The 21528-nt window shown below is 64.8% G+C and carries 25 protein-coding genes; 11 read left to right on the forward strand and 14 right to left on the reverse strand.

Translation table 11 applies throughout. The annotated features are described in order from the left end of the window. Positions 1-47: 47 nt before the first annotated feature. Positions 48-875: a DUF1906 domain-containing protein gene (locus P6281_RS12170; RefSeq protein WP_008256524.1), complete on the forward strand. Its 828-nt coding sequence runs from the start codon at positions 48-50 to the stop codon at positions 873-875. A 359-nt stretch (positions 876-1234) separates the two neighbouring features. Here the strand turns inward: P6281_RS12170 and P6281_RS12175 are convergent, their stop codons facing one another. Further along, positions 1235-1474 (reverse strand): hypothetical protein, encoded by a 240-nt coding sequence (locus P6281_RS12175; RefSeq protein WP_014382512.1) that lies wholly within the window; start codon positions 1472-1474, stop codon positions 1235-1237. 396 nt (positions 1475-1870) lie between these two features. Here P6281_RS12175 and P6281_RS12180 point away from each other — a divergent pair, with 396 nt between their 5' ends. Next, positions 1871-2746: a phosphotransferase family protein gene (locus P6281_RS12180; RefSeq protein ID WP_324738913.1), complete on the forward strand. Its 876-nt coding sequence runs from the start codon at positions 1871-1873 to the stop codon at positions 2744-2746. Positions 2747-2926: 180 nt separating this feature from the next. On the opposite strand, the gene P6281_RS12185 is transcribed toward P6281_RS12180, so the two are convergent. The 8 genes from P6281_RS12185 to P6281_RS12220 all read right to left on the reverse strand — a co-directional run bounded on the left by P6281_RS12185 (position 2927) and on the right by P6281_RS12220 (position 9002). Further along, positions 2927-3535 (reverse strand): LGFP repeat-containing protein, encoded by a 609-nt coding sequence (locus P6281_RS12185; RefSeq protein WP_026071605.1) that lies wholly within the window; start codon positions 3533-3535, stop codon positions 2927-2929. Positions 3536-3648: 113 nt separating this feature from the next. Continuing rightward, on the reverse strand, positions 3649-4338 hold the full coding sequence (locus tag P6281_RS12190) for a type 1 glutamine amidotransferase domain-containing protein (protein ID WP_008256548.1): 690 nt from the start codon (positions 4336-4338) through the stop codon (positions 3649-3651). After that, positions 4335-5291: an SAM-dependent methyltransferase gene (locus P6281_RS12195; protein WP_036428858.1), complete on the reverse strand. Its 957-nt coding sequence runs from the start codon at positions 5289-5291 to the stop codon at positions 4335-4337. Before P6281_RS12195 ends, P6281_RS12190 begins: the two co-directional genes overlap by 4 nt. Positions 5292-5436: 145 nt before the next feature. Then, positions 5437-5865 carry a cellulose-binding domain-containing protein gene (locus P6281_RS12200; protein WP_080588015.1) on the reverse strand — a complete coding sequence of 143 codons (429 nt, stop codon included), beginning with the start codon at positions 5863-5865 and terminating at the stop codon, positions 5437-5439. 118 nt (positions 5866-5983) lie between these two features. Next, on the reverse strand, positions 5984-6373 hold the full coding sequence (locus tag P6281_RS12205; RefSeq protein ID WP_008256554.1) for a hypothetical protein: 390 nt from the start codon (positions 6371-6373) through the stop codon (positions 5984-5986). Next, positions 6370-7161: an SDR family oxidoreductase gene (locus P6281_RS12210; protein ID WP_095763210.1), complete on the reverse strand. Its 792-nt coding sequence runs from the start codon at positions 7159-7161 to the stop codon at positions 6370-6372. Before P6281_RS12210 ends, P6281_RS12205 begins: the two co-directional genes overlap by 4 nt. A gap of 3 nt (positions 7162-7164) precedes the next feature. Further along, complete coding sequence (locus P6281_RS12215; RefSeq protein ID WP_008256557.1) at positions 7165-8073, reverse strand: RNA polymerase sigma-70 factor; 909 nt, start codon at positions 8071-8073, stop codon at positions 7165-7167. Positions 8074-8192: 119 nt separating this feature from the next. Further along, positions 8193-9002 (reverse strand): PPOX class F420-dependent oxidoreductase, encoded by an 810-nt coding sequence (locus P6281_RS12220; protein WP_008256558.1) that lies wholly within the window; start codon positions 9000-9002, stop codon positions 8193-8195. 174 nt (positions 9003-9176) lie between these two features. Here P6281_RS12220 and P6281_RS12225 point away from each other — a divergent pair, with 174 nt between their 5' ends. Both P6281_RS12225 and P6281_RS12230 read left to right on the forward strand, forming a co-directional pair. Further along, positions 9177-9884 (forward strand): DUF899 domain-containing protein, encoded by a 708-nt coding sequence (locus tag P6281_RS12225; protein ID WP_008256559.1) that lies wholly within the window; start codon positions 9177-9179, stop codon positions 9882-9884. Next, the gene (locus tag P6281_RS12230; RefSeq protein WP_014384673.1) at positions 9881-10357 is read left to right on the forward strand and encodes an ATPase; all 477 of its coding nucleotides are present in this window, start codon (positions 9881-9883) and stop codon (positions 10355-10357) included. Before P6281_RS12225 ends, P6281_RS12230 begins: the two co-directional genes overlap by 4 nt. Before the next feature lie 36 nt (positions 10358-10393). On the opposite strand, the gene P6281_RS12235 is transcribed toward P6281_RS12230, so the two are convergent. Further along, the gene (locus tag P6281_RS12235; RefSeq protein ID WP_008256561.1) at positions 10394-11032 is read right to left on the reverse strand and encodes a maleylpyruvate isomerase family mycothiol-dependent enzyme; all 639 of its coding nucleotides are present in this window, start codon (positions 11030-11032) and stop codon (positions 10394-10396) included. 479 nt (positions 11033-11511) lie between these two features. Here P6281_RS12235 and P6281_RS12240 point away from each other — a divergent pair, with 479 nt between their 5' ends. The 7 genes from P6281_RS12240 (at position 11512) to P6281_RS12270 (ending at position 17684) form a co-directional block, all read left to right on the forward strand. Next, positions 11512-12270: a TetR/AcrR family transcriptional regulator C-terminal domain-containing protein gene (locus tag P6281_RS12240; protein ID WP_014380107.1), complete on the forward strand. Its 759-nt coding sequence runs from the start codon at positions 11512-11514 to the stop codon at positions 12268-12270. A gap of 187 nt (positions 12271-12457) precedes the next feature. Continuing rightward, positions 12458-13207: a cutinase family protein gene (locus tag P6281_RS12245; protein ID WP_036428861.1), complete on the forward strand. Its 750-nt coding sequence runs from the start codon at positions 12458-12460 to the stop codon at positions 13205-13207. 83 nt (positions 13208-13290) lie between these two features. After that, complete coding sequence (locus P6281_RS12250) at positions 13291-14172, forward strand: MEDS domain-containing protein (RefSeq protein ID WP_324738956.1); 882 nt, start codon at positions 13291-13293, stop codon at positions 14170-14172. A gap of 226 nt (positions 14173-14398) precedes the next feature. Further along, positions 14399-15142 carry a GAF and ANTAR domain-containing protein gene (locus tag P6281_RS12255; RefSeq protein WP_014380110.1) on the forward strand — a complete coding sequence of 248 codons (744 nt, stop codon included), beginning with the start codon at positions 14399-14401 and terminating at the stop codon, positions 15140-15142. 122 nt (positions 15143-15264) lie between these two features. After that, positions 15265-16407: a PP2C family protein-serine/threonine phosphatase gene (locus P6281_RS12260; RefSeq protein ID WP_201407244.1), complete on the forward strand. Its 1143-nt coding sequence runs from the start codon at positions 15265-15267 to the stop codon at positions 16405-16407. 69 nt (positions 16408-16476) lie between these two features. After that, entirely contained in the window at positions 16477-16803 is a 327-nt protein-coding gene (locus P6281_RS12265) for an SseB family protein (protein ID WP_008256568.1), read from the forward strand. Positions 16804-16973: 170 nt separating this feature from the next. Next, complete coding sequence (locus P6281_RS12270) at positions 16974-17684, forward strand: cutinase family protein (protein ID WP_014380113.1); 711 nt, start codon at positions 16974-16976, stop codon at positions 17682-17684. Positions 17685-17739: 55 nt separating this feature from the next. Here the strand turns inward: P6281_RS12270 and P6281_RS12275 are convergent, their stop codons facing one another. From P6281_RS12275 to P6281_RS12290, 4 genes are all read right to left on the reverse strand, one after another. After that, entirely contained in the window at positions 17740-18714 is a 975-nt protein-coding gene (locus P6281_RS12275) for a PPE family protein (RefSeq protein WP_014384678.1), read from the reverse strand. A 23-nt stretch (positions 18715-18737) separates the two neighbouring features. Further along, positions 18738-19895, reverse strand: coding sequence for a metallophosphoesterase (locus tag P6281_RS12280; RefSeq protein WP_008256571.1), 1158 nt, complete (start codon positions 19893-19895; stop codon positions 18738-18740). Positions 19896-19924: 29 nt separating this feature from the next. Then, entirely contained in the window at positions 19925-20716 is a 792-nt protein-coding gene (locus P6281_RS12285; RefSeq protein WP_014384679.1) for an ABC transporter permease, read from the reverse strand. A 64-nt stretch (positions 20717-20780) separates the two neighbouring features. Then, positions 20781-21515 (reverse strand): ABC transporter ATP-binding protein, encoded by a 735-nt coding sequence (locus tag P6281_RS12290; RefSeq protein ID WP_008256573.1) that lies wholly within the window; start codon positions 21513-21515, stop codon positions 20781-20783. Positions 21516-21528 lie beyond the last annotated feature (13 nt).

A 21528-nucleotide genomic window follows, 5' to 3' on the forward strand; every position in this document is an offset into this window, starting at 1 on the left:
TGGCGCAGCACTATCGGTAACAACAGTCACATGTTTAACCTTGCGCCGTGCGCAATTTGCCCTCTGCCGCCACCGATGTGCCATTGCGCACTGTCTCCCGGCGCGACGCGCTGCGCTACGCCGCCACGTTGGCCGGTCTGGGTGCCGCATCGGTAGCTTGCGGCATGCCGACAGCGACTGCCGCCGCTCCCCCTCAGCTGATCGACTTTGCCGCACACCAGATTCCGGCGCAGCAGATCCGGGCTGCCGGCTATAGCGGGGTGGTCAACTACGTCTCGTTGTCACGTCCCGGCTCCTCGTTCGGCGCCAAGCCCATCACTCGGTCCTACGCCGACTCACTGACAGCCGCGGGTTTGGTGATTGTCAGTAACTACCAATACGGCAAGCCGGGCGGGTCGACACCGTCAGACTTCACGCGGGGCTACGCGGGCGGCGTCGCGGATGCGCGCACCGCCTGGCGTTTGCACACCGCGGCAGGCGGCGGCCAGAGTGCGCCGATTTTCTTCACCATCGACGAGGACATCAACCGCAACACCTGGATTCACACCGCGCTGCCGTGGTTTCGCGGAATCAACTCAGTTCTTGGGGTTCAGCGCACCGGGGTCTACGGAGGTGTCAGGGTCTGCCAGTGGGCCGCGGCCGATGGCGTTATCGGGTCTTCGAGCACACCTGGCCGCCGGTGGGCCTGGCAAACTCGAGCCTGGTCCGGTGATCAGGTCCACCCCGCCGCTGTTCTCTACCAGCGCGTCGTGAGCACCGCGTCCAATCCCGGGCCGAAGGTCGGCGGATTCGAAGTGGACGTCAACGACGTCCTGGCCCCCGACTGCGGCCAGTGGAACCTCCATGCGGGTCGTCCAAGCGGCGACGTGCGATAAGGTGTTGCCGCCACTTCCGGCAATACCAACGCGCCGCTCATGCTCGTCGCAGAGCACGCAGCGCGAGCGTCCATGGAATAAGTCGGTTAAGCGCCGACATCAAAGATGTTGCGGTGCAATCTGACCCAGGGCTGGCGTGGGCTTATGCGCCAGACGGCAGAACTACGCCGGGTTCATCTGATGAATCAGGCCCGCTGGAGGCCGTGCTCACCGAGGAGGATCTGAGGCAACCAGCTCGCGAATCTAATCCCGTGTGCACACTGCACCACCAGCTTTTGCATGGTGGAATGTGCCCATATGCAACCGCTGAAAAGCGCCTCACCCTGTGTGCGGGTTGACTGATCAGTGAGCTCCGGTCGCTAACTCATCGTCAAGGCCGTGCCCACGGCGACGCTGATCACCACCATGAGGGACACCCAAATCACCGTAATCGACACGCCCACGATCTCTTCTTCCGTGAGGCGCCAACGCGGTTCGTCGACAAGAGCGGTTTCCCTTAGGGGCGCAACCGCGTTGATTGCTGCGACCGCCAAGAGAAGATCGTTCGCGTCGTCCGCATCCTTCTCGATTGCCTCAAGCGCGGCGATTGCGGTCGTCATATGAACCCCCAGGATTGCGGTCGCCAACAGGCGTTATCTCGTATACCCACGGTAAGAGTGCGAGATCAAGATTGCGGCAACGCTCCTTAACGGTCGCAGCACAACCTCCCCGCTCCAGGAACAATGGACCATGCGCAACGCCCGTCCCCTCGAAATCGCGCTCGGCATTGCGCTGGCCACTCGGCGATTCTGAAGGCATGACATCGGGACTGGCGCCTGAATACGACGGATTCGAATATGCAGTGTTACCGGTAATCCGGACGGTTCCGCTATCGCACGTCGCGATTAGCCTTGGTGGCCTGAGGCAAGCTTTGGCTATGACATCGACTCCCTCTGGTGTGGAATTAATCCGCCTGAGGTGATCGACGGCTCGGCCCGTTCGACAGGATAAGGCGGATGCCGCCGTACGGATTCGACATTGATGATGAGTTGCACGATCAGTTGCGTGCTCCAGTTCCACCGGGCGTACTGGCATGGGTTGAGCGCCAGACAAAATGTCAGGTCATTGCGCAGCGGCCGTTGGAAGGCGGCCAGTCCGCGGCGATTCACCGTCTTGTTCTCGATAACCGAAGCGCTGTGATCCTGCAGCGATTCGTCTTGGACTGGATCCGCGACGAGCCGTGGGCTCCTGCGAACGAGGTACTGATCTTAGGTCTTTTGGCCGACACATCGGTTCCAGCGCCGAAGGTGATTGCCGCCGACCCGCACGGACAGGACACCGGTGTGCCCACCGTATTGATGACCGCACTGCCAGGCGCCGTCGTGTGGGACCCACCAGAGCTGGACCCATGGCTGGACGCCGTCATCGACGTCATGATGACGATTCATGCCATACCGGCGCCGCAACAGTTACGCCGGAGGGAGCCTTACCCGCCGGAGAACGCCCCACCGACGTGGACCCGCTACCGGTGGGCATGGGAACGCGCCGTCACCACGTACCATGACGTGCGCCCAAGCAGCGACCGTGTGTTCTTACACCGCGATTTTCATCCCGGCAACATCTTGTGGCAGCAAGGCAAAATATCCGGACTTGTCGACTGGGTCTCGTCGTGCGCCGGACCCGTCCAGGAGGATATCGCCCACTTCCGCGTGAACCTGGCCATGCACCACGGACAAGCCGTCGCAGATCGCTTCCTGCGGCACTGGATGCACGCCAGCGGCCAGTTTGAATACCACCCCACCTGGGATCTACTAACTGCGGTGTCCATGGGCGGCGACGAACCCAACCACCAACTCGACGAATTCATCGCAGCCGCCGCCAACCGCCTCTGACCGCGTTTCCTGATCAACGCCTCCCGCCGACGCGATCACCGCCACAACGCAATGTCGGGGAAGCGGGAAACAGATCACCCATCCACAGGAATTGACAATTCCTCAGCAGGGGGTGTTTCAGATCAACATTCGTCTGTTGGCGCCAGACGACGACCCGTGACTGGGAGTTGGGGCCGCGGGCTACAGCCCGGATGGTACGACGTTGCCGTTTACCGTCACTTCGACCTGGCCGGTCTTCGGGTTGTACTCGATTTTGCCGTGCTCGAAGTTCGATACAAGCAGATCGCCAACGGTGTTCACGTCGCTGGTCGGAAAGCCCAGCGGTCCCGCCGACCCGTTATTGCCGGTGATCGCGGGCGCGCCGTTCGGGTCGCGCGGAACATTCCATGCCTCCCGGATCTTGCCCGTGGTGATAAACGCGGGTGTACCGGCCGCGTCGTTCCTGGCGGTGATCACGCCACCCTGAAACTGCTGAAATACCAAGCCGCTCTCCCGTTTTCCCGCGTTGCGGTCACCCGTCAGCGGTTTGCCGAGGGCCTGCTTCTGATCCTGGGTTGCCGACGAGTACTTGGCGGCGATCGGGCCGGTCAGGATCACCTCGACGTTGCCCTCACCGATGAGCTTCACCTCCGCGGGCGGCGCCGGGGGTTTAGACGTGGAGGTGGCGCTCGCCCCTGCGTGAGGCGGTGCCGACGCGTCGACGCTCTTGCCATTGCCGCAGCCCACAGCAATCAGTGCGACGGCGGCCAGGCCGGCGACTGCCGCGTGGCGGTATGCGATGGTTCTCATGAGCTTCCTCTCGCGTCTTCCCTAAGGCAGGCGGTCGTCGTGGCTCCGAACGAACTTACCCGCGGTCATCGACGGCGAGCCAGGGCACCTAACGGAGGATCACCGCAGCTTTGTCAGCTGCCCAGCACCGAGACGATCTTCTTGGCGGTAGCCTTGGCCGATCCCGGATTCTGGCCTGTGACCAGCCGCCCATCGACAACGACGTGCGAGGCGAAGGGAATCAGACCCTTAACGTAGCGGGCGCCGCGCTTCTTGATTTCCGCTTCGGCGTTATAAGGCACCAGCTTGTTGACCCGGGCCAGGACCTCCTCCGACCAGGCGAACCCGGTGAGCTTGCGCCCGGCAACCAAGAGCGATCCGTCCGACAGCTTGGTGTTGAGCAGGCCGCAGTAGCCGTGGCAGACCGAGGACACGACTCCCCCGTGCTCGAAGATCTCGCGCGTGATGCGTTGCAGGCCTTCGCTATCCGGGAAGTCATACATGACCGCGTGGCCGCCGGTGAAGTAAATCGCGTCATAGGCCGTCGAGTCGATCTCATCGGGTGCGGCGGTGCGGGCCAGCAGCGCCATCTTCGTATCGTCGGCCTTCCAGGCCTTGGCGCTCTTGCCGAAACTGGGGAACTTCAACGAGCGCGGCTCCAGCGGTGAAGCGCCGCCTTTCGGGCTGACGATCGTCTGTTCGTAACCCGCTTCGGCGAAGACGTCATAGGCGTGCGTCAACTCGGAGAGCCACAGCCCGGTCGGCTCGGCGGGGTCGTCGTAATGGGCGACGTTGGAGACGACGTTGAGGATGCGCTTGGTCATCCTCCCAGGATTCCACTGATAGCCCGCCCTGTGCCCAGCGTCGACGTGTAGTAGGTGACACCGTTCATCGTTTGTCGATTGTCGTCGGTCTGTGGGATCGGCCCCAACTCGTGGTCCGCGAGCAGTCGACCCATTGGAGTTGCGACCGATGTCCAGCCGCGCGCGTCGAGGTACGCGCCGACGTCGTGGCGCTCGCCCTCGAACTCGATCACGGTGAAGTCGGGTTCAAAGCCGTGCCGGCGCCACTTGGCGGTCGCCGCCTGCATGCGTTCGTGGGCCGCGTCGGGGTCCATGTCGGCCGTATTCGGGACGGCCTCGGTGCCGAGTCGACTTCCTGGCGCGCTGAGCGCGGTGACGGTGTCGAGCAGCTGGTCCTGGGCCCCGGGTGCCAGGTAGCCAAACAGCCCCTCGGCGATCCACGCCGAAGCTCTGTTGGGCTCGAAGCCCGCCGCGTTCAGCGCCGTCGGCCAATCCTGGCGCAGGTCGGTCGCGACGGGGCGCACGTCGGCTTTGGGTTCGGCGCCAAGACTGGTCAGCGTCGTTGTCTTGAACTCGATGACGGCCGGTTGATCGATCTCGAACACCGTCATCCCTCCGGGCCACCCCAACCGATACGCGCGGGTATCCAGGCCCGAGGCGAGGATGACGGCCTGGCGGATGCCAGCCGCGGCGGCATCCGCAAAGAATTCGTCGAAGTACCGTGTGCGCGCCGCGATCGACGCGGGCATCTGTGCCAGGCCCCACGGGCTGCCCTCCACGTCGACATCCGACGCGGACAGCTCACCGGTAGCCCAGCGGGTCAGAAAGGTCACGCCGACCGCGCGGACCAACGGCTCGGCGAAGGGATCGTTGATGTCACCATTGGCGGTCGCTATGGCCCGCGCCGCGGCCGCCATCGTCGCCGTGGTTCCTACGCTGGTGGCGGGATCCCACGATCCCTTCGTTGGTGGCATTCTCTACCTCCGAAGTTTTTGGCTACGTAGTGCGTTGCGCTGCGCTCGGAGGCAACGAACTCGCCGCTGCACGGCAAGAAGCGCATCGGCGCCCGGCTTGGGCCGGTGGGCCCCGGAGCGGCACAGGCTCAGTGCACCGTCGGCGCTAAGTGCAAGGATATTGCCCGTTGAGCACGCAATTCACCGGTGGTGAGTAGGTACCGCTCAGCACGCCCCTGAAACCACCTGTGGCCGAACTACCGGGCGCAATGACGCGATTCCAATTCGCGGGAGTGAGCACATGGTGCGTGCCAGTCTGCGTGACGGTGCTGTTCCACGCGTGCAAGACGGATTCGCCCGCCGGCAAGTCGAATTCGAGTTTCCAATCGTTCAGCGGCGCCATGCTCGAGTTGGTGACGGTGAAGTGGGCGATGAAACCGCTCTGCCACGAATGGGACACCGATAACGTTGCCGTGGCAGCGGCCGCGTGAGCTGCCGGCGTGATGGCGAGTCCGAGTATGACAACCATCAAGGCCGCCACGGCCGCGTGAAGCGCTGTGCGCCAGCGCTTCACGCAATTGTCCACTCCCGCCATACCAGCAACACTAAAGCCGCAGAGGCGACATCGGGCCTCGCATCGCGGGTAAGCCGCAGTACCTTTGCCCAACCGAAACCGTCATGAAATCTAGCCTTGATCCGTCCCCGGACTCCCCTTAGTCGCGCCCTCGGGTGAGGATCAGCAACCCGGTCGGCAGCGTGGCGATCGCGAGGGTTGTGGTCTGCGCAACCGCGGCCGTCGTCGTGACGTTCTCGAGGTGTGTGACGTGGAAGACCAAGTGCGGGACTGCGAACAGCAGGTAGGCGCCCAGTGCGACCCGGACCAAGCGTCGTTCCATCGTCATCGCGGCGGCGACGACGACGAGTGCCAGCGCGAGGTTCATCGCGCCGTAATCGCGCATGAGGTGTTCGGAGTAGGGCGGGATGCGATCGACCCACGGGACATAGTCGTAAAAGGCCCGAGGAGCCAGCGTCGCGACGAGCCCGACCGCGACTTCCACGAATGCCAAAAACCACAGTCCGCCGCGCAGCACGGGGCTGGTCATCGTCGCCTCAAGTAAGCGCGGATGGCGTCGCGGTACGGCAGCCGGCCGGCGGCTTGCTGTTCTTCGAGGTATTGCTCGAACGTGATCGTGCCGGCGGTGTGCTCGGGGGTCAGCAGCCCGCCGCCACGAATCCCACCAAATACCTTGCCGGGCAATCGGATCGGGACCATGGGACGACGCCTACCGGCAATCGCCAGGTAGCTGCGGGCGAGATCGTCGAGCGTACGCGCCTGTGGACCCCCGAAATCTGGTGCGCGCCCGATCGGCTCGCCGAGGGCCAAACCCGCCAACCGTTCGCCCACGTCGCGCACGTCGACCGGTTGGAATTTCAGGCCTGACGGCAGCGCCATGACCGGCGGTTTCGCGAGCACGCGCAATACGAAAGCGATCAGGTCGTGAAACTGCGTCGCCCGCAGCACCGTCCATGGCACGCCCGACTCGGCGATCGTGCGTTCGTTGGCGAGCATTCTGCGGTAGAAGGCGAAGGGAACGCGATCGATCCCGACGATGGAGACGTACAGCAGATGCGCTGAACCCGCCCGTTTGGCAGCCGCGACCAGGTGCTCGGTGGGATAGACGCAGTGCACGATCGTGTCGACGCCGTCCAGCGCAGCATCGAGCCCAGCACCGGTCTGCACGTCCCCCACGACATGTTCGACGTCCGCGCGTTGGTTCGGGCGCCGTCCGCGGCTCAGGACCCGGACGTCCTTGCCCGCGGCCGTCAGCTGGTCGACGACGACGCGGCCTACAGTTCCGGTGCCGCCGGTTACGAGTACACAGTTCGTCACGTCTTATGAACCGGATGGCGCCACCGGATGTGACAACTGCTTGGCAAGAAAGCGCAATTTGTCCGGATTGGCCAAGACCCGCAGCGCCGCTATCTGGTCCCCGGCGATGTCGAAGCACAGGACGCCGGCCAGCGTGTCGCCGTCGAACGCCAGCATCGCGGGCTCGCCGTTGATCTCGGCGACGTCGAGACGCGGACCCGCCTGCGCCAGGTTCCTGCCGAACACGCGCGCCACATAGCGGGCCGTCCGATCGCGGCCCGAGACGACGCGCCGGGCGGCCGCCACCTTGCCGCCGCCATCGGCCGTCGACGTCACGGTGTCGGTCAAGATTTCGACGAGTCCGTCCACGTCGCCGGCTCGGGCGGCGGTAAAGAACCGTTCGACGAGGCGCCGCCACTGCGCCCGGTCCGGTTGGAAGCGCCGCCGGGGCTCACCCAGCCGCTGGCGCGCCCGCCGGTACAGCTGGCGGGCATTGGCTTCCGAGGTTTCCAGGATCTCGGCGATCTCGAAATGGCTGTAGGCGAACGCTTCTCGGAGCACGAACGCCGCACGCTCGGTGGGCCCGAGTCGCTCCATCAGGCTCAGCAGCGCGATCGATACCGACTCGCGCTGTTCGGCGGTCTCGAGCGGCCCGAGCGTCCGGTCGTCGGTGAGAACGGGTTCGGGAAGCCACGGGCCGGGGTAGACCTCCCGGCGGGCGCGGGCCGACGTGAGCCGGGTGAGGCACAGGTTCGTGACGGCCGTGGTGAGCCAGGCCGGCAGCGATTCGATGGCCTCCGCATCAGCGCGGTGCAGGCGCAGGTACGCGTCCTGCACGGCGTCTTCCGCCTCGCTCGCCGACCCCAACAGCCGGTATGCCAACCCGAACAGACGCGGCCGCTGAGACTCGAAATCCCGCACGACATCGCTCACCCGTGCAAGCCTGCCACCGGTGCGCGCGGATCAGAATCGCTGAGAAACCTCGCCCGATATCTCGACCGCGGTGGCACGTTGAAGAGTGGCGTTGCTGAACCTGGAAGCGCGACGTTGGGCTACTCGAATCGAGACGACGGGGTCAGCTCCGCGTGGACCGTGCGACCGAACTTGGACCGCATCAAGCGATGCGCCGACGGGACCAGGACGCCGTGCAGGAAGGGATACTTCTGCCGCAGCAGGCGCCCCACCTGCCGATACTCATCTCCGTCGAGCAAGCGCACGACGCCAGGTTGCACGGGTCCCGTCGGCTTGCCCGACCCCGTGGACGGCCCGAATTCGACGGTTGGGTTACGCCGGATCCGGCGGATCTTGACCGCTTGCTCGAAACTCCGGAAGTAGGCGCGATCGCCGTCCACGACGATGCTGACGGGGCTCGAGCCGGGGGTGCCGTCCTTGCGAAAGGTGATCAGCCGGATCGTCTTCTGGCGCACCAATGGCGCCAACGTCTGGCTGGTGGCCATGGGAACGCTGCCCAGTACGTAGCCCAGTTGATGTAGCCGCAGCACGAACGCCGCGACCAGGGCCACCGATACCGCACCGAGCGCCCACGCTTGGGCGGGCGAACCTCCCAGGTCAAGGTCCATCACGTGGTTCACGGTATGCACGGTGTTGGCCACAATGAACCCCGCGAGGGCGACAGCCAGAGCGTCCGCCCAGATCAGGGCGAGCAGCAGCGTGATTCCCAGGCCTATCTGGAACGCGCCCACGTCGTGCAGAAAGTGCTGGTGCTCGCCAAACCCGACGGCACGGGCGAATGAGGGCGGATCGAGCACACACCAGATCCCGATGCCGGTGGTGACCGTCCCGACAAAGGCCGTCACCGCGATCAGGTATGCCCGCGCAATGCCACTCAAGCGCTTCATCATGCCGCCTCTCCCACAATTGGCTTGTCTGTTCCTCATTCGCTAGACGGGACGGGGCGGCAACATGTGACATCGCTAGCGGCGGCATCGACGGGCCGCCCATCCCTACCGATGAATCCCGGGCGCTCCGGCAGTCAGTCCTTCCAGACGAACAAATCGAGAGCGAAGGTAGATGCCATGCCCCCCGAAACCGCGGCCTTGCCGCCTGTGGTCGATCACCGAACCTGGCGCGCCGAACTCGACAAACTGCGCAAACGTGAGAAGGCCGCCACCCGCGAGCTGGATGCGATCGCCGCGCAGCGCCGCCGACTGCCGATGGTCGAGTTGCCCGACTACATTCTGATCGGTGCCGACGGGCCCATCCGCCTGGTCGACGTGTTCGACGGTCGCGCCCAGCTCATCGTCTACCACCACATGTGGTCGGACGGCGCGGAGTGGCAGTGCAGCGGGTGCACCGGCTTTACGTCACAGTTCACCCGGCTGGAGTTCCTCGACCGCTATGACGCCCGGTTCGTCGTTGTCACCAACGGACCGATCGAGGAAGCACTCGCCTACAAGCGCAAGGTCGGCAATCGCATGGATTGGTATTCGTCATCGCAGAGCCCCTTCGCCGCCGACATGGATGCGCCACCCGGCGGCGGTTTCGGCGTCAACGTGTTCCTACGCGACGGCGGCACCGTGTACCGCACGTGGCATACGAACGGGCGGGGCACCGAACAACTCAGTCACACCTTCGCGTTGATCGACGTCCTGCCATGGGGCCGCCAGGAGGAATGGCTCGATTCACCCGAAGGCTGGCCCTCGCGACCCACATACTCCGGATGGCTCGACTCCCCCGCTATCGCAGCCGCCTACGGCCCAGGGACAAACGAGGACAACGCATGAGCGCCAGCGATGAACGATACGTCGTCACCCGCACCATCGCCGCGACCCCGGCCGAGATTTTCGCTGTCCTCGTCGACCCAGCGCGCCACCAGGACACCGAGCCCACCGACTGGGTCCGCGACCCGGTCGACACTGCGCCGCTCACCGGCGCGGGACAGATGTTCGCGATGAACATGTACCTCACGCGGGCGGGAGGCGACTACGTCACGCACAATCTGGTCAACGTGTTCGACGAGAACCGTGTCATCGGGTGGATGCCGGGCGTGCTCGACGACGCGGGCGGGCATGTGCCCGGCGGGTGGTTCTGGCGTTACGACCTCGCCCCCAACGGCCACCGCACGGACGTCACCCTCACTTACGACTGGAGCGGCACGCCGCAGCACTTCCGAGAACGCGTTGGTGAAATGCCCATTTTCTCTGAGGATTACCTGGTCGCATCGCTGGCCGCTCTGGAGCGATGGGTCGCGGACTGATCACATCTCCCCTACCCGGCACCAATGCACCCATCGTCAAGCGGACAGCAGCCGTTGGCGCAGTACAGGCAGTCCGGGCCCATCGAGTTTGTCCAGCAGCGCGCTGCGGCCGCTGACGGCCATCATCAAAGCGGACGCGCGGCCCCGGATTTCGGCTCCCTTACGCCAGGATCGATCAATGTCGGTGCCGTGCAACGAGATGCCCCGCAGTCGGCCCAGCCGCACGAAGCCAACGGGCCATGGCCCAGTCAGGAAATCCAGCGCAAGCCCGACGCTTTCGGGATCGGGATCAAACGGGAGCCCGAGCGGAATGCTGATGTCGCCGCCGTGGATCAAGATATCGGTGAACGGAGCCACCGGCCCGATCACCGGCGGGCTCAAAGGGTGATCGGCGCACTGACGCAGGGTGGCAACGATTTCTGCGGCCGGCCGCTGCGCACGACGACGCGCGAGCTCATCAATCGCGCGGTTCAGGCTGCCGCGGCGCAGAGCCATCGTCATGGCCGGCGGGAGTCCATCAGCGACCGAGCAGGCGAGATGGGCGGCCACCGTCTTGACGTCCCAGCCGGCACACAGGCTTGGCGTTGCCAGCTGGGTGTCGTCCAACCCTTCGACCAGTGTCGCGATCCGGCGCCGCTCGTTCGCGACAGCGGCGAAGACACGCTCGCGGTCCACTCGCACGAGAAAAACTCTATCGCTGGGATGCGACCGCCGTAGCGGCTAAGAAGGATTTTAGCGCGCCTGGCGTGCATCGCCGTTGATGGCTAGTGGCACGAATCCGTCTGTGGCACCAAAGGTCTGGAGGGAACCAGGGGCCGTTACCGCAGCCGGAACCGCGGAGCAATCGTCAGGTCTCGTATAGACGGGAGCGGCGCCGACCGGGCGTTGAGAAGCGTCGACGTGATGTTGCTGCCGCGGTCGCGGACTTCGACGCTTATCGGGGCCGAGCGCGCCAGTCAGGAATCGCTGCCGGGTCGGCTTCCTTATCTACTGAGATGCCCGCAATCGCCCCTATTGCGATCGGTAGCAGCTGTAGAGTCGGCGATACAAAGAATTACCGAGGTGATCATCTCGCCGCATCTGGTCGACAAACACCACTTGTATAGGCCGAATCTTCGATGACACGTCACCGATCCAACGTAGGAGGCGATTCGGTGAACGGTGATGGCCGCGACCGCACACAGCGTGACATAGCCGATGCTGACCAGCAGGTGGTGACATCGGCTGATGGAGACGATGCTCCCCGGGGCGCGCGGTTGACCCGCGAAGTGGTTTTGGATACCGCCATCGCGCTCGTTGACCGCGACGGTCTGCCGCAGCTGACCATGCGTCGGCTGGGGGCGGCCTGCGGCGTGGAGGCGATGGCGCTGTACCGCCACGTTCACAGTCGTGGTGACCTGCTCACCGGCATCATTGACCGCATCGTTGATCGCCTCCACGCCGAACAACTTGCCGCGCGTCGTCAAGAGGACGGCTGGCAGGACTACTTGGTACGCCTGGCGCATGGGGTACGCCAAATCGCCCTTGAACACCCGCAGATATTCCCGCTGTTGGCCACGCATGCGCCCGAAGCGCCATGGGTCCGCCCGCCGCTGCGCAGCCTGCGCTGGATGGAAACCTTCCTCGAGACGCTCTTCTCCTACGGCTTCGACGACGATGCGGCAGTGGCCGCCTACCGCGCCTACACCACGTTCCTGCTGGGCCAGTTGCTTCTGGAAGTGCACGCCCACGGCGCCGAACTACATCCGGACGAGGCCATTCTCGACGGCGAACCACCGCGTCGGCATCTCACGGGCTACCCGTGCCTGCAGCGGTTACAACCGATGTTGTCCGAGGATCACAGCACCGCAGAGTTCGAAGAGGGACTCGAGTCGTTGCTCGATCGCATCGAACTTCTGATGGCTCGTCGCTAATAGGGCTGTCGCCGCCGACAACCCAACAATCGCGCCCACCTGTTTACAACGTAAGCCCTGCTGTTTACGCTGTAAACGACGCGGCGTGCTCGTCAGCCACCAGCAATGCGACTCTGGTCCGTTGCGGCCGAACGGTGCACTGCGGTTCCGCTCAGGCCCGAAACGACGAGGAATACGAAACGTGCGCGTGCATTTGGTCGTTGGATTTGTAGGTATTGCGCTGGCATCGGTGCTCCCGTCCGCCGCGGTTCCCCTCGCCGTCGCCCGGGGATGTCCCGATGTCGAGGTGGTGTTCGCACGCGGCACCGGTGAGCCACCGGGCGTGGGCCCGACGGGACAGGCGTTCGTTGACGCTGTGCGCTCGCGGGTGCGCGCCGGCTCGTTCGACGTGTACCCGGTCAACTACCCCGCCAGCGACCAGTGGGACACCGGCCTCGAGGGCATCAAAGACGCTGGCGCGCATGTGGTTTCCACGGCCAACGGATGCCCCAGGACCAAGATGGTGCTCGGCGGCTATTCGCAGGGCGCGGCCGTGATGGGCTTTGTCACCTCGGATGCGGTGCCCGAGGGCGTTGATCCCGCAACGGTACCGAAACCATTAGCACCTGAAGTGGCCGATCACGTCGCCGCGGTGGTGCTGTTCGGAATGCCCAATGTGCGGGCCATGAACTTCCTGGGTCAGCCGCCGGTGGTCATCGGACCGACGTATGCGGCCAAGACCATCAAGGTGTGCGTTCCCGAGGACCCGGTGTGTTCTGATGGCCTCAATTTCGCCGCGCACAACACCTATGCGGACAACAGCAGCATGATTGACCAGGGCGCAAATTTCGCCGCCGGGCGGCTTAATCAAGATGCCGGGAATCCCCCGATTCCCGCGCCGGCGCCTGATAACCCACCACCCGCGCCGGGTGACTGGTCTGGAAACCCCATCGACTGATGGCGCGGAATCAGGATTGGCTCTGCACGCAGCCACCGCCGACGTGCTCGACGCTTGATTCCATGGAGCCCACAGCAGCAGAGGTGACCTCGGCTTTCGAGCATCTCGGCTGGAAGTTCCAGGACCGCACCGACTTCCACGCCCGCGCTGCGCGGTACATCGCCGAGGGACTCGCCCATAATTACTGGATCGAATTCGTCGGGCACGGCAGCCGCGAGCAATTGTGGGCGGAATTGACGGCGCTGCCCGGCATCGCCGACCGGCTTACGGCCGGCGGTGTCGGCGTGACACCGGCATCGAAGTTCTACGCCGTCTTAGACGGCACCGACATTGTGGACCCCCATACCGCAGTGGCCATCAGTGTGGCGGCCCTCGATCACGCAATCCTAAATGGTTACAACGGCTTTCGCGTGGTCGTCGACGCTACGACACTGGCCCGCCGCCCCGACCAACGCGCCGCCCTGTCGCAATTTGAGTTCCTCCTCTCCCGCACGATGACAGGGCTGCCCTTTTCCGCGCTGTGCGCCTACGACACCCATCAGCTGGCGGGTGCGGCGGACGAACTCATTTGCCTTCACCCCGATCTCGGTGAGCGTGCGCCCCGTTTCCGGCTGCACCCTGCACCGCAAGCAACGTTCGCGCTGACCGGCAATATCGACTTACACAGCGACGGGCTCTACACCACCGCATTGCAACGCATTTGGTCGCTGCTCGACGATGACCCGCTGATCGTCATCGACGCGCAAGGCCTAGAGTTCATCAGTCACCAGCAGCTTTACACTCTCGACCACTACGCGCGCACCAACGGCCGCACCGTGATCCTGCGAACCGGTCAACGAATCCCCACCAGGCTGGTCGGCGTGCTTCAACTGACGAACGTGGAGTTGCAGCCGGCACCGCCGCACAACGCAACGCAAGCGACCGGGCACTCCGCCGGGCAGGTCAGCGCAGGATCGGCGGGATGAACGTACGGGCACTGCGGTCACGTGGTTTTACAACGGAGTTCGGCAGCGCGCGGACTGCGACAGGCGCCCGCGCCGTACCGACATCGGGAGGGGGTCACGCTCACAAGTGGGCAGAATATTGCCACAGCGAAGTTGCGGGCCGGCGGGAGCCAAGGGCCGGCCAGGTCGAAACCTGGCGCGCCGGCGCACCTTTGGTGGCGTGAGGCTATGACGAGGCGGGTTGAGGATGCCAGACGGTAACGAATCCCCCGATGTGGCGGCATCGCGTTCGCGTGCCGAGCCCACCGCGGTATTTACCGGCTTAGCCGACATCGTCTACCAAGGCTCAACGCCCGCAGAGATCTATGCTGCGATCTGCATCGCAGCCACACTCATGGTTCCCGGCTGCGACCATGCCAGCGTCATGTTGCGCGACAACCACATCGCCACGACGGCGGCAGCCAGCGACAGCGTCGCCCGCAAGATCGACAAGCTCGAGCAAGCGCTCGGCGAAGGCCCTTGCCTGGATGCCATCTCGGAGGAAACCCCACAAATCGATCCCGATCTCCGCGCCGGCAGTCAGTGGCCCGCTCTGGCCGCCCGGGTCCTCACCGAAACACCGGTGCACGGAATCATGGGCTTTCGCCTGCTTGTCGGCCCTCACAAAATCGGCGCCCTAAACCTGTTCTCCGACAGCCCCAATGCGTTCGACATGGTGGCTGTCGAACGCGCAATCCTTTTGGCGGCTTTCGCCGGCGTCGCCGCCAACGCCGTGGCTCAAGGCGAAGATGCCGCGACATTGCAACGCGGCCTTGCCAGCAACCGCGAGATCGGCAAAGCCATCGGCATGCTGATGGCGCTCAACGACCTCACCGAAGCCGAGGCCTTCGATACGCTGCGCCGCGTCTCCCAAGAGGCCAACATCAAGCTCGTCGACGTCGCTGCCGCAATGGTGAAACGCCACACCCGCGGCGCCGCGGGCGAGATCTGAACGTGGTGGGCCTGCACGCAACGCACGACAGGTCCCGCGAACAACCCGAGTCGACCTGGGCCTTCACCGATGATCGGGAATTGATTCCGTTGCGTGCTCCCGTCACGCCCGCCGCGCGGTCCTTGTCCGTGCTGCTGATCGAGGACGACCGCGCCGATGCGCTACTCGTCGAAGATCTGATCGATGATGCCGCCAGCGTACGGCTGGTGTGGGCGCGGTCGATGGCACACGCGGAGCAGGTGTTTGCCTCGGCCCGGCCCGACTGCGTGCTGCTGGATCTGCATCTGCCGGACGCCAGCGGAATGGACGCTCTCGAGCGCATCACCAAACGTGATGCCACCGTACCGATTGTCGTGCTGACGGGGCTGAACGATGAAGATTTCGGAGCTACGGCGGTGGCGGCCGGTGCCCAGGACTTCTTGGTCAAGGGCCGCGTCCAACCCGACGTGGTGCGCCGTGCGCTGCTGTATGCGATCGAACGCAAGCGCACCGAGCTGATGGCCGTCGACCTGGATGCCACCCAGCTGCGGGCCCGCGAGAACGCCATACTCGAACGGGGCCTATCGGCCTCCCCGCTGCTACTCGACAACCCGGGCGTCGACGTCGTCGCCCGGTACCGGCCCAGCCGCGAGCACGCGCTGCTATGCGGAGATTTCTACGACGTCATCCAAACACCTGACCGCACCGTGCATGTGCTGATCGGTGAGGTCGCTGAGGACGGTCCCCATGAGGCACCACTAGGTGCGGCATTGCGGATCGCGTTTCGTGCGCTCACCCTCGCCGGCGTGCACGACGTGGCGAGGATGCACCACCTCGAGCGAGTGCTGCGTTCAGAACGAAGCGGCTCGGGGATCTGCGCCACGGCGCTCACCCTGCAAATCTCCCCCGACAACCCGCGCCTCAAAACGATCCGTGCCGGGCATCCCGGGATGTTGTTACACGGCGGCGGCACCGTGGAATGGATCATGCCTCCGGCCGGCCCGGCGCTGGGACTGCGCGCCGACGACTGGCCACAACACGAGCTGGAACTGCCGGATGATCAGGGCCTGGTGTTGGTGACCGACGGACTCTTCCAAGGGTTTTCAAGCAACGGCAGCCAACCCCTGGACGAGGACGGTCTGCTCGCTCTGGCCCGTTCCCACGCACACTTGCCCGGCATACAATTCGTCGACGCGCTCATCGACAGTGCCCACCAGCTTGCCCAGCCACACGGTGGGTTTACCGATGACATCGCCGTGCTGCGCCTCGAGCGGTCTGCCAGATGACCACGATCGCCGCGCTTGCCCCGGCGGCGGTTGCCAGAAGCAACGGCGTCCGGCGGAAGGGAGAAAATTGTGTGGCCATTCAGAAAGAAGAAGCCGGCCGAAAAAGCTGCTCGCGACGCTAAGGTCTACTACTCCACTCCTTTTGGCGACACGAAGGACGGCAAACAAAAGCCGTTTTTGCTTGAACGCGACGGTGCGTGGTTCGTCCCGGTTTTTCGCAGCGTGGAGACGATGAACGAGTTCTATGAACGAATGAACCGCGCCGCGTACATGATAGTTGAGGGAGACATTAAAGACGTGCTGGAGACCAACCGCTCAATTGAGGTGATGAAGAACGTGGGAATTGTGATTGAGCCGTTGAGCGAACATCCCGTTGAGATCGCGCCTGACGCTTGACGGACGCTGAGGAAGAGTCAGGGCCCGACACCGCGCCAGGCGTGCAGCGCGCTCGTCGTGATGCGGCGCGCCGGCCTGGTTGCCTCACCCTCAGTGGCAGGCAGAACCTCAGTCCGCTGCCGCTGAATAATTGCCGGTTTCGGGTCAATCGCGTCTGGGCATTCGCATGCATGAGCTCGCTACGATCCATTCGCTATCTCGCTACTGCGGTAGTAACAGCCTCGGCGGCGCTGTTGAGCGCGCCCGTCCCGGCGGCCTCCGCCGAACCGTGTCCCGACGTCGACGTGGTCTTTGCTCGCGGCACCGGCGAACCACCCGGGGTCGGCGGGGTCGGGCAGGCGTTCGTCGACGCGCTCAGCTCGCGAGTCGGCGGAAAGTCGGTGCGCGTCTCTCCGGTCAACTACGAGGCGAGCGGCGACTTCAACGGAGGCATCGCCTTCGCCCGAACCTTTGTGGACGGGATCAAGGACGCCGGCGGCCACATCGAATCCACGGCGTCGAACTGCCCCAGAACCAAAATGGTGCTCGGCGGGTATTCCCAAGGCGCTGCCGTGGCCGGCTTTGTGACCTCCCCTGCCATACCCAAGGAAGTGCCACAGGAGTTCGTGTCCTATGTGCCGCAGCCGTTGCCGCGGGCGGTCGCTGATCACGTGGCCGCGGTGGTCCTGTTCGGAACACCCTCCAATGAATTCCTGCGCGGCGCCGGCGCGCCACCCATTACGATCGGTCCGCTGTACGCAGGCAAGACCATTCAGTTGTGCGCCCCCGACGACACGGTTTGCAATGGCGCACCTCCTGGACCGCCCGGGATCGCGCATACCCTGTACGCGGCGAACGGCATGGTCGACCAGGGCGCGGATTTTGCTGCCCAACGTCTGTAGCGCCACACTGCGAATAGTCCTGAGACACAGCGGTATTGTGAGGCCGGATGCCCGCTCACCACAGGAGGTTGGACGGGTCGATCAGGACATAGTCGCTATCCGATGTCTCGAGCTCAATGCCGCGGGGCATCGCGGCTTTGGCCCAGGATTGGGGCACCGACAGTGCCCCGATCGAGGACGCGCGACCTAACCGCGCCGTTGCCGAGGTCGTAGCGCCGCCGACCTGACCCGGGAGCGGCAGCAACGCTGCGGCCCTTTTCAGTGACGCTGTCTTGTTAAGCGAACTCAGACGGCTTATCGCGAAGTCGGTGGGAGCGGACAGTGAACCCAGTTTTGACAGCGGTGATGTCGCCGCGGACAGGCATGCGTCGAATGTCGTTATCGGCGAACGAGACAGCGCCCGCAGCGCTCGGGGAATCACGGGCATCACGTGGCCGCCGGCCGATACCACTTGCGGAGCCGCGATCAGGCTCCACGCGGTTTCTGCGACCGCGGGGTCGTGCTGGCCCGATCCCACGGTCGGCGGCGAGTCGAATGGTGCCAGAGTTGACGCGGCCGCAGCGGCTGCGGCATAGGCGTACATGGCGTCGGCGTCCTGTGCCCAGATCCGTTCGTAGCCAGCGTCCGTGTCGGCGATTGCGGGGCCGTTTTGGGCCAGGCCGTTTGCCGTCACGAGCGCCAGCCGCAGCGCGCGGTTGGCGTCGATCACCGACGGCGGCACCACCGCCCCTAACGCGGACTCGAATGCGTCGGCGGACGCTCTCGCTTGGCGCGCGGCCTGCCGCGCGCGGGCGGCGACGGCATTGAGCCATGCGGTAAAGGACACCACCGCCGCCGCGACCGCGATCGACGCCGGGTGCTGCTCTACCTGGAATAGCATCGACGCCACCGAGCCATAGCTCTCCGCGATGTCGTATAACTGCGCCGCCGTTTCATCCCACGCCTCAGCCGCCAGGCTCATCGAGGCCGAGCCGGGACCTGAATACAGTCGGCCGGAATTGATTTCCGGTGGTAGCTCACCGAGACTCACTGATTACTCACTTCAGCTGCGCGTCACCTAACGACGGCCGAGCGCGATGCGCCTGTCCGCTCAAGCGAATGGTTCGCCGGTGCCACGAACGCCTTATTGAGCGTGAGGCTCCGTTCGGCCTTGGGATACCAGCCTTGCGGTGCGTATTGGCTGGTGTGCAGGTAGCACTGGACCCGCACCTCAGCTCTGCCGGGCGTGAAGGTGAGCAGCCTGCTGATCGGAAGTGTGGTAATGGGCATATGGTGGCGGCTCAGTGATGCGACGTTGAGAAACCATGTGCCCCAGCGTTGTTCGATATGGGTTTTGCCGCCATAGCTGTCGTCGGGGTGGGTGTGGGTGTGCCCGGCGATCCACAAGTGAACCCGGCCGGGATGTTCGGTGAGGAAGTCTTCGAACGCCCCGGAGTCTGGTTTGCTGTCCACCCAATACAGATAGGACGCCGCGTGTGGGGTTCCGAGTTCGAACGGGCGATGATAGTGCTCCAGCAGCTGCCCGTCCGGCCCTTTGCGAACGCCTTCCCACTCCCCGGAGGCCACGGTGGTGTCCTTGAGGACGTAATGGTGGACGACGATGATGATCGAATCGGGGTTGCTCAGCACCATGTGTTTCCACCAGCGGAACGCCTCGCCGCTGACGACGCCGCCCGGGTTGCCGCCGAGCGGGCCCCGCCCCACGGTCTGGGTGGGTTCGTTGCGGTCGCTGAGCATGAGGAACAAGAGGTTGCCCACCCGGAAGGAATAGTGGTCCCACGCGCCCTCGACTGGATAAGGCCGCGCGTTGGCGTCGACTCCGGAGAATTCGGTGTGCTGTCCAAGGGGATCTACCCACTTCTGCCACCACCATGCCTCGGGCTCGTGTAGGCCGCTGCGGTCGTGATTGCCGCAGACGCTGTAGATGGCCTCGCGTCGGTGGCGACGCAGGCTCGCGAACTGGCGGCGAAGCTCGGATCCCTCGGCGTCGTCGGGAAGATGGTGATGGGCCCCGGACATGTCGCCGACGTCGATGGCGATATCCCACTCGAACGGTGGGCCACCTTCGGATCCGCCGGCCTCCGAATGCGTTATCGCCTCGGCCAGGCTCCGTCTGCCGTAGCGCTTGTCTGTCCCGACGTGCGCATCACCGAACGCCCAAAGACGAAATGGGCTGTCCGGCAGTCGATGATCGTGGTGGTCCTCCGGCATGGGGCTCCTTGTCCGAGTGGATGGTCGAGTCATTCAGAATTGGTTTCGATCAGTCCCCAATACCGGCGGATACGCTGATCGGCCGCGTCGAAGACGGCGTCGATGGCAATGCCGATCAAAAGGATCACGATCATGATGGCCATCGCCGACGGCATATCGCTGAGGTTCTGAGCGTTTTCCAACAGCACCCCGATCGACGCGGTGTCGCTGATCAGCACCACCAATTCGCCGGCCATCAAGCTACGCCAGGCGAACGCCCATCCCTGGCGCAGGCCGGCGACGAACATCGGTAGCGAGGCGGGCAGAACCACGTGCCGGTAGAGCCCAAAGCCGTGCAATCCCAAGTTTTTTGCGACCCGCAGCTGCAGGGGCGGGATTTGTCCGGCTCCGGCGAGCACCCCGGTGGCCACCGACGGTGCGGCGCCGATGACGACGACGAACAGGATCGCCGACGTGTGCAGCCCGAAGAAAATGATGGCGAAGGGAAACCAGGCGATGGCCGGCATGGTCTGCAGACCGGTGATCACCGGCCCGAATGCCGTGCGCAGCAGCCGGTTTTGCGCGATCACTGCGCCGACGACCGAGCCGATGAGCAATGCCAGCGCGAAACCGGCCAGCGCACGGCACATCGTGATCCCGATCGCGTCCCACAGCACGGCCTCATGCAGCCGCTGCCAGAGGTTGGCCGCGACGGTTCCGGGGCCGGGCAGCACGAATGACGGCTTCCACCCGCTGAGGTACACGAGCTGCCAGATCAGCAGAACCATCGCGACGGCAAAGACTTTCGCCCGCATCGCCGCCAGCACCGACCTGATCCGCACCCGGTTCGGGCGCGGCGCTTGGGGCGTCAGCGCAGGCCGGTGACTCTTGGTAGCGAGATCGCTGTCAAGCACCGCCACGGTTTCCCTCGTTCCGTAGCTGGGTGGAGATGCGGGAGGCCAATTCGGCAACGTCCGGGTTGTTGACTCTGTGGCGGCGCGCCACCGGGACCGCGATCTCTTCGACGATGCGACCGGGCCGCGGGCTGAGCAATACGACACGGTCGGCGAGTCGCACTGCCTCGCGAACGTTGTGCGTAACGAACACGACGGTCAGTCCGCGTTCGTCAACGATGCGCTCCAGCTCCTCGTGCAGGCGATCACGGGTCAGGGCATCCAGCGCCCCGAATGGCTCGTCCATCAGCAAGACGTCGGCGTCTTGGGCGAGCGCACGCGCCAATGCGACGCGCTGCTGCATGCCACCGGACAGCTGATGAGGACGCTTGTCGGCGAAGTCAGCCAAGCCCACCGTTTGCAACAAGTCAGTCGTCCGCTGGCGGCGTTGCGGGCGCGGCACCGAGCGCGCCCGCAAGGCCAACTCGACGTTGGCGGCCGACGTCAGCCATGGGAACAGCGCCGGTTCCTGAAACATCAAGGCCACCCGTTGCCCATCGGTGCTGAGCTCGCCGGCGGACGGTTGGTCCATCGCGGCGATCAGCGACAGCAGTGAGCTCTTACCGCAGCCGGATGCCCCCACAACGCAGACGAATTCACCGGAGTTGACCGTCAAGGTGATGCGATCGAGGGCTGTGACGGCCGACCGGCCCCGGCCGTACCGCTTGGTCACGTCGGTGAGCCGCACGGCCCGTGACGTT

It is taken from the genome of Mycobacterium sp. 5-140-3-2 (assembly GCF_035666375.1).
GTDB classification, from domain to species: Bacteria; Actinomycetota; Actinomycetes; order Mycobacteriales; family Mycobacteriaceae; genus Mycobacterium; species Mycobacterium intracellulare.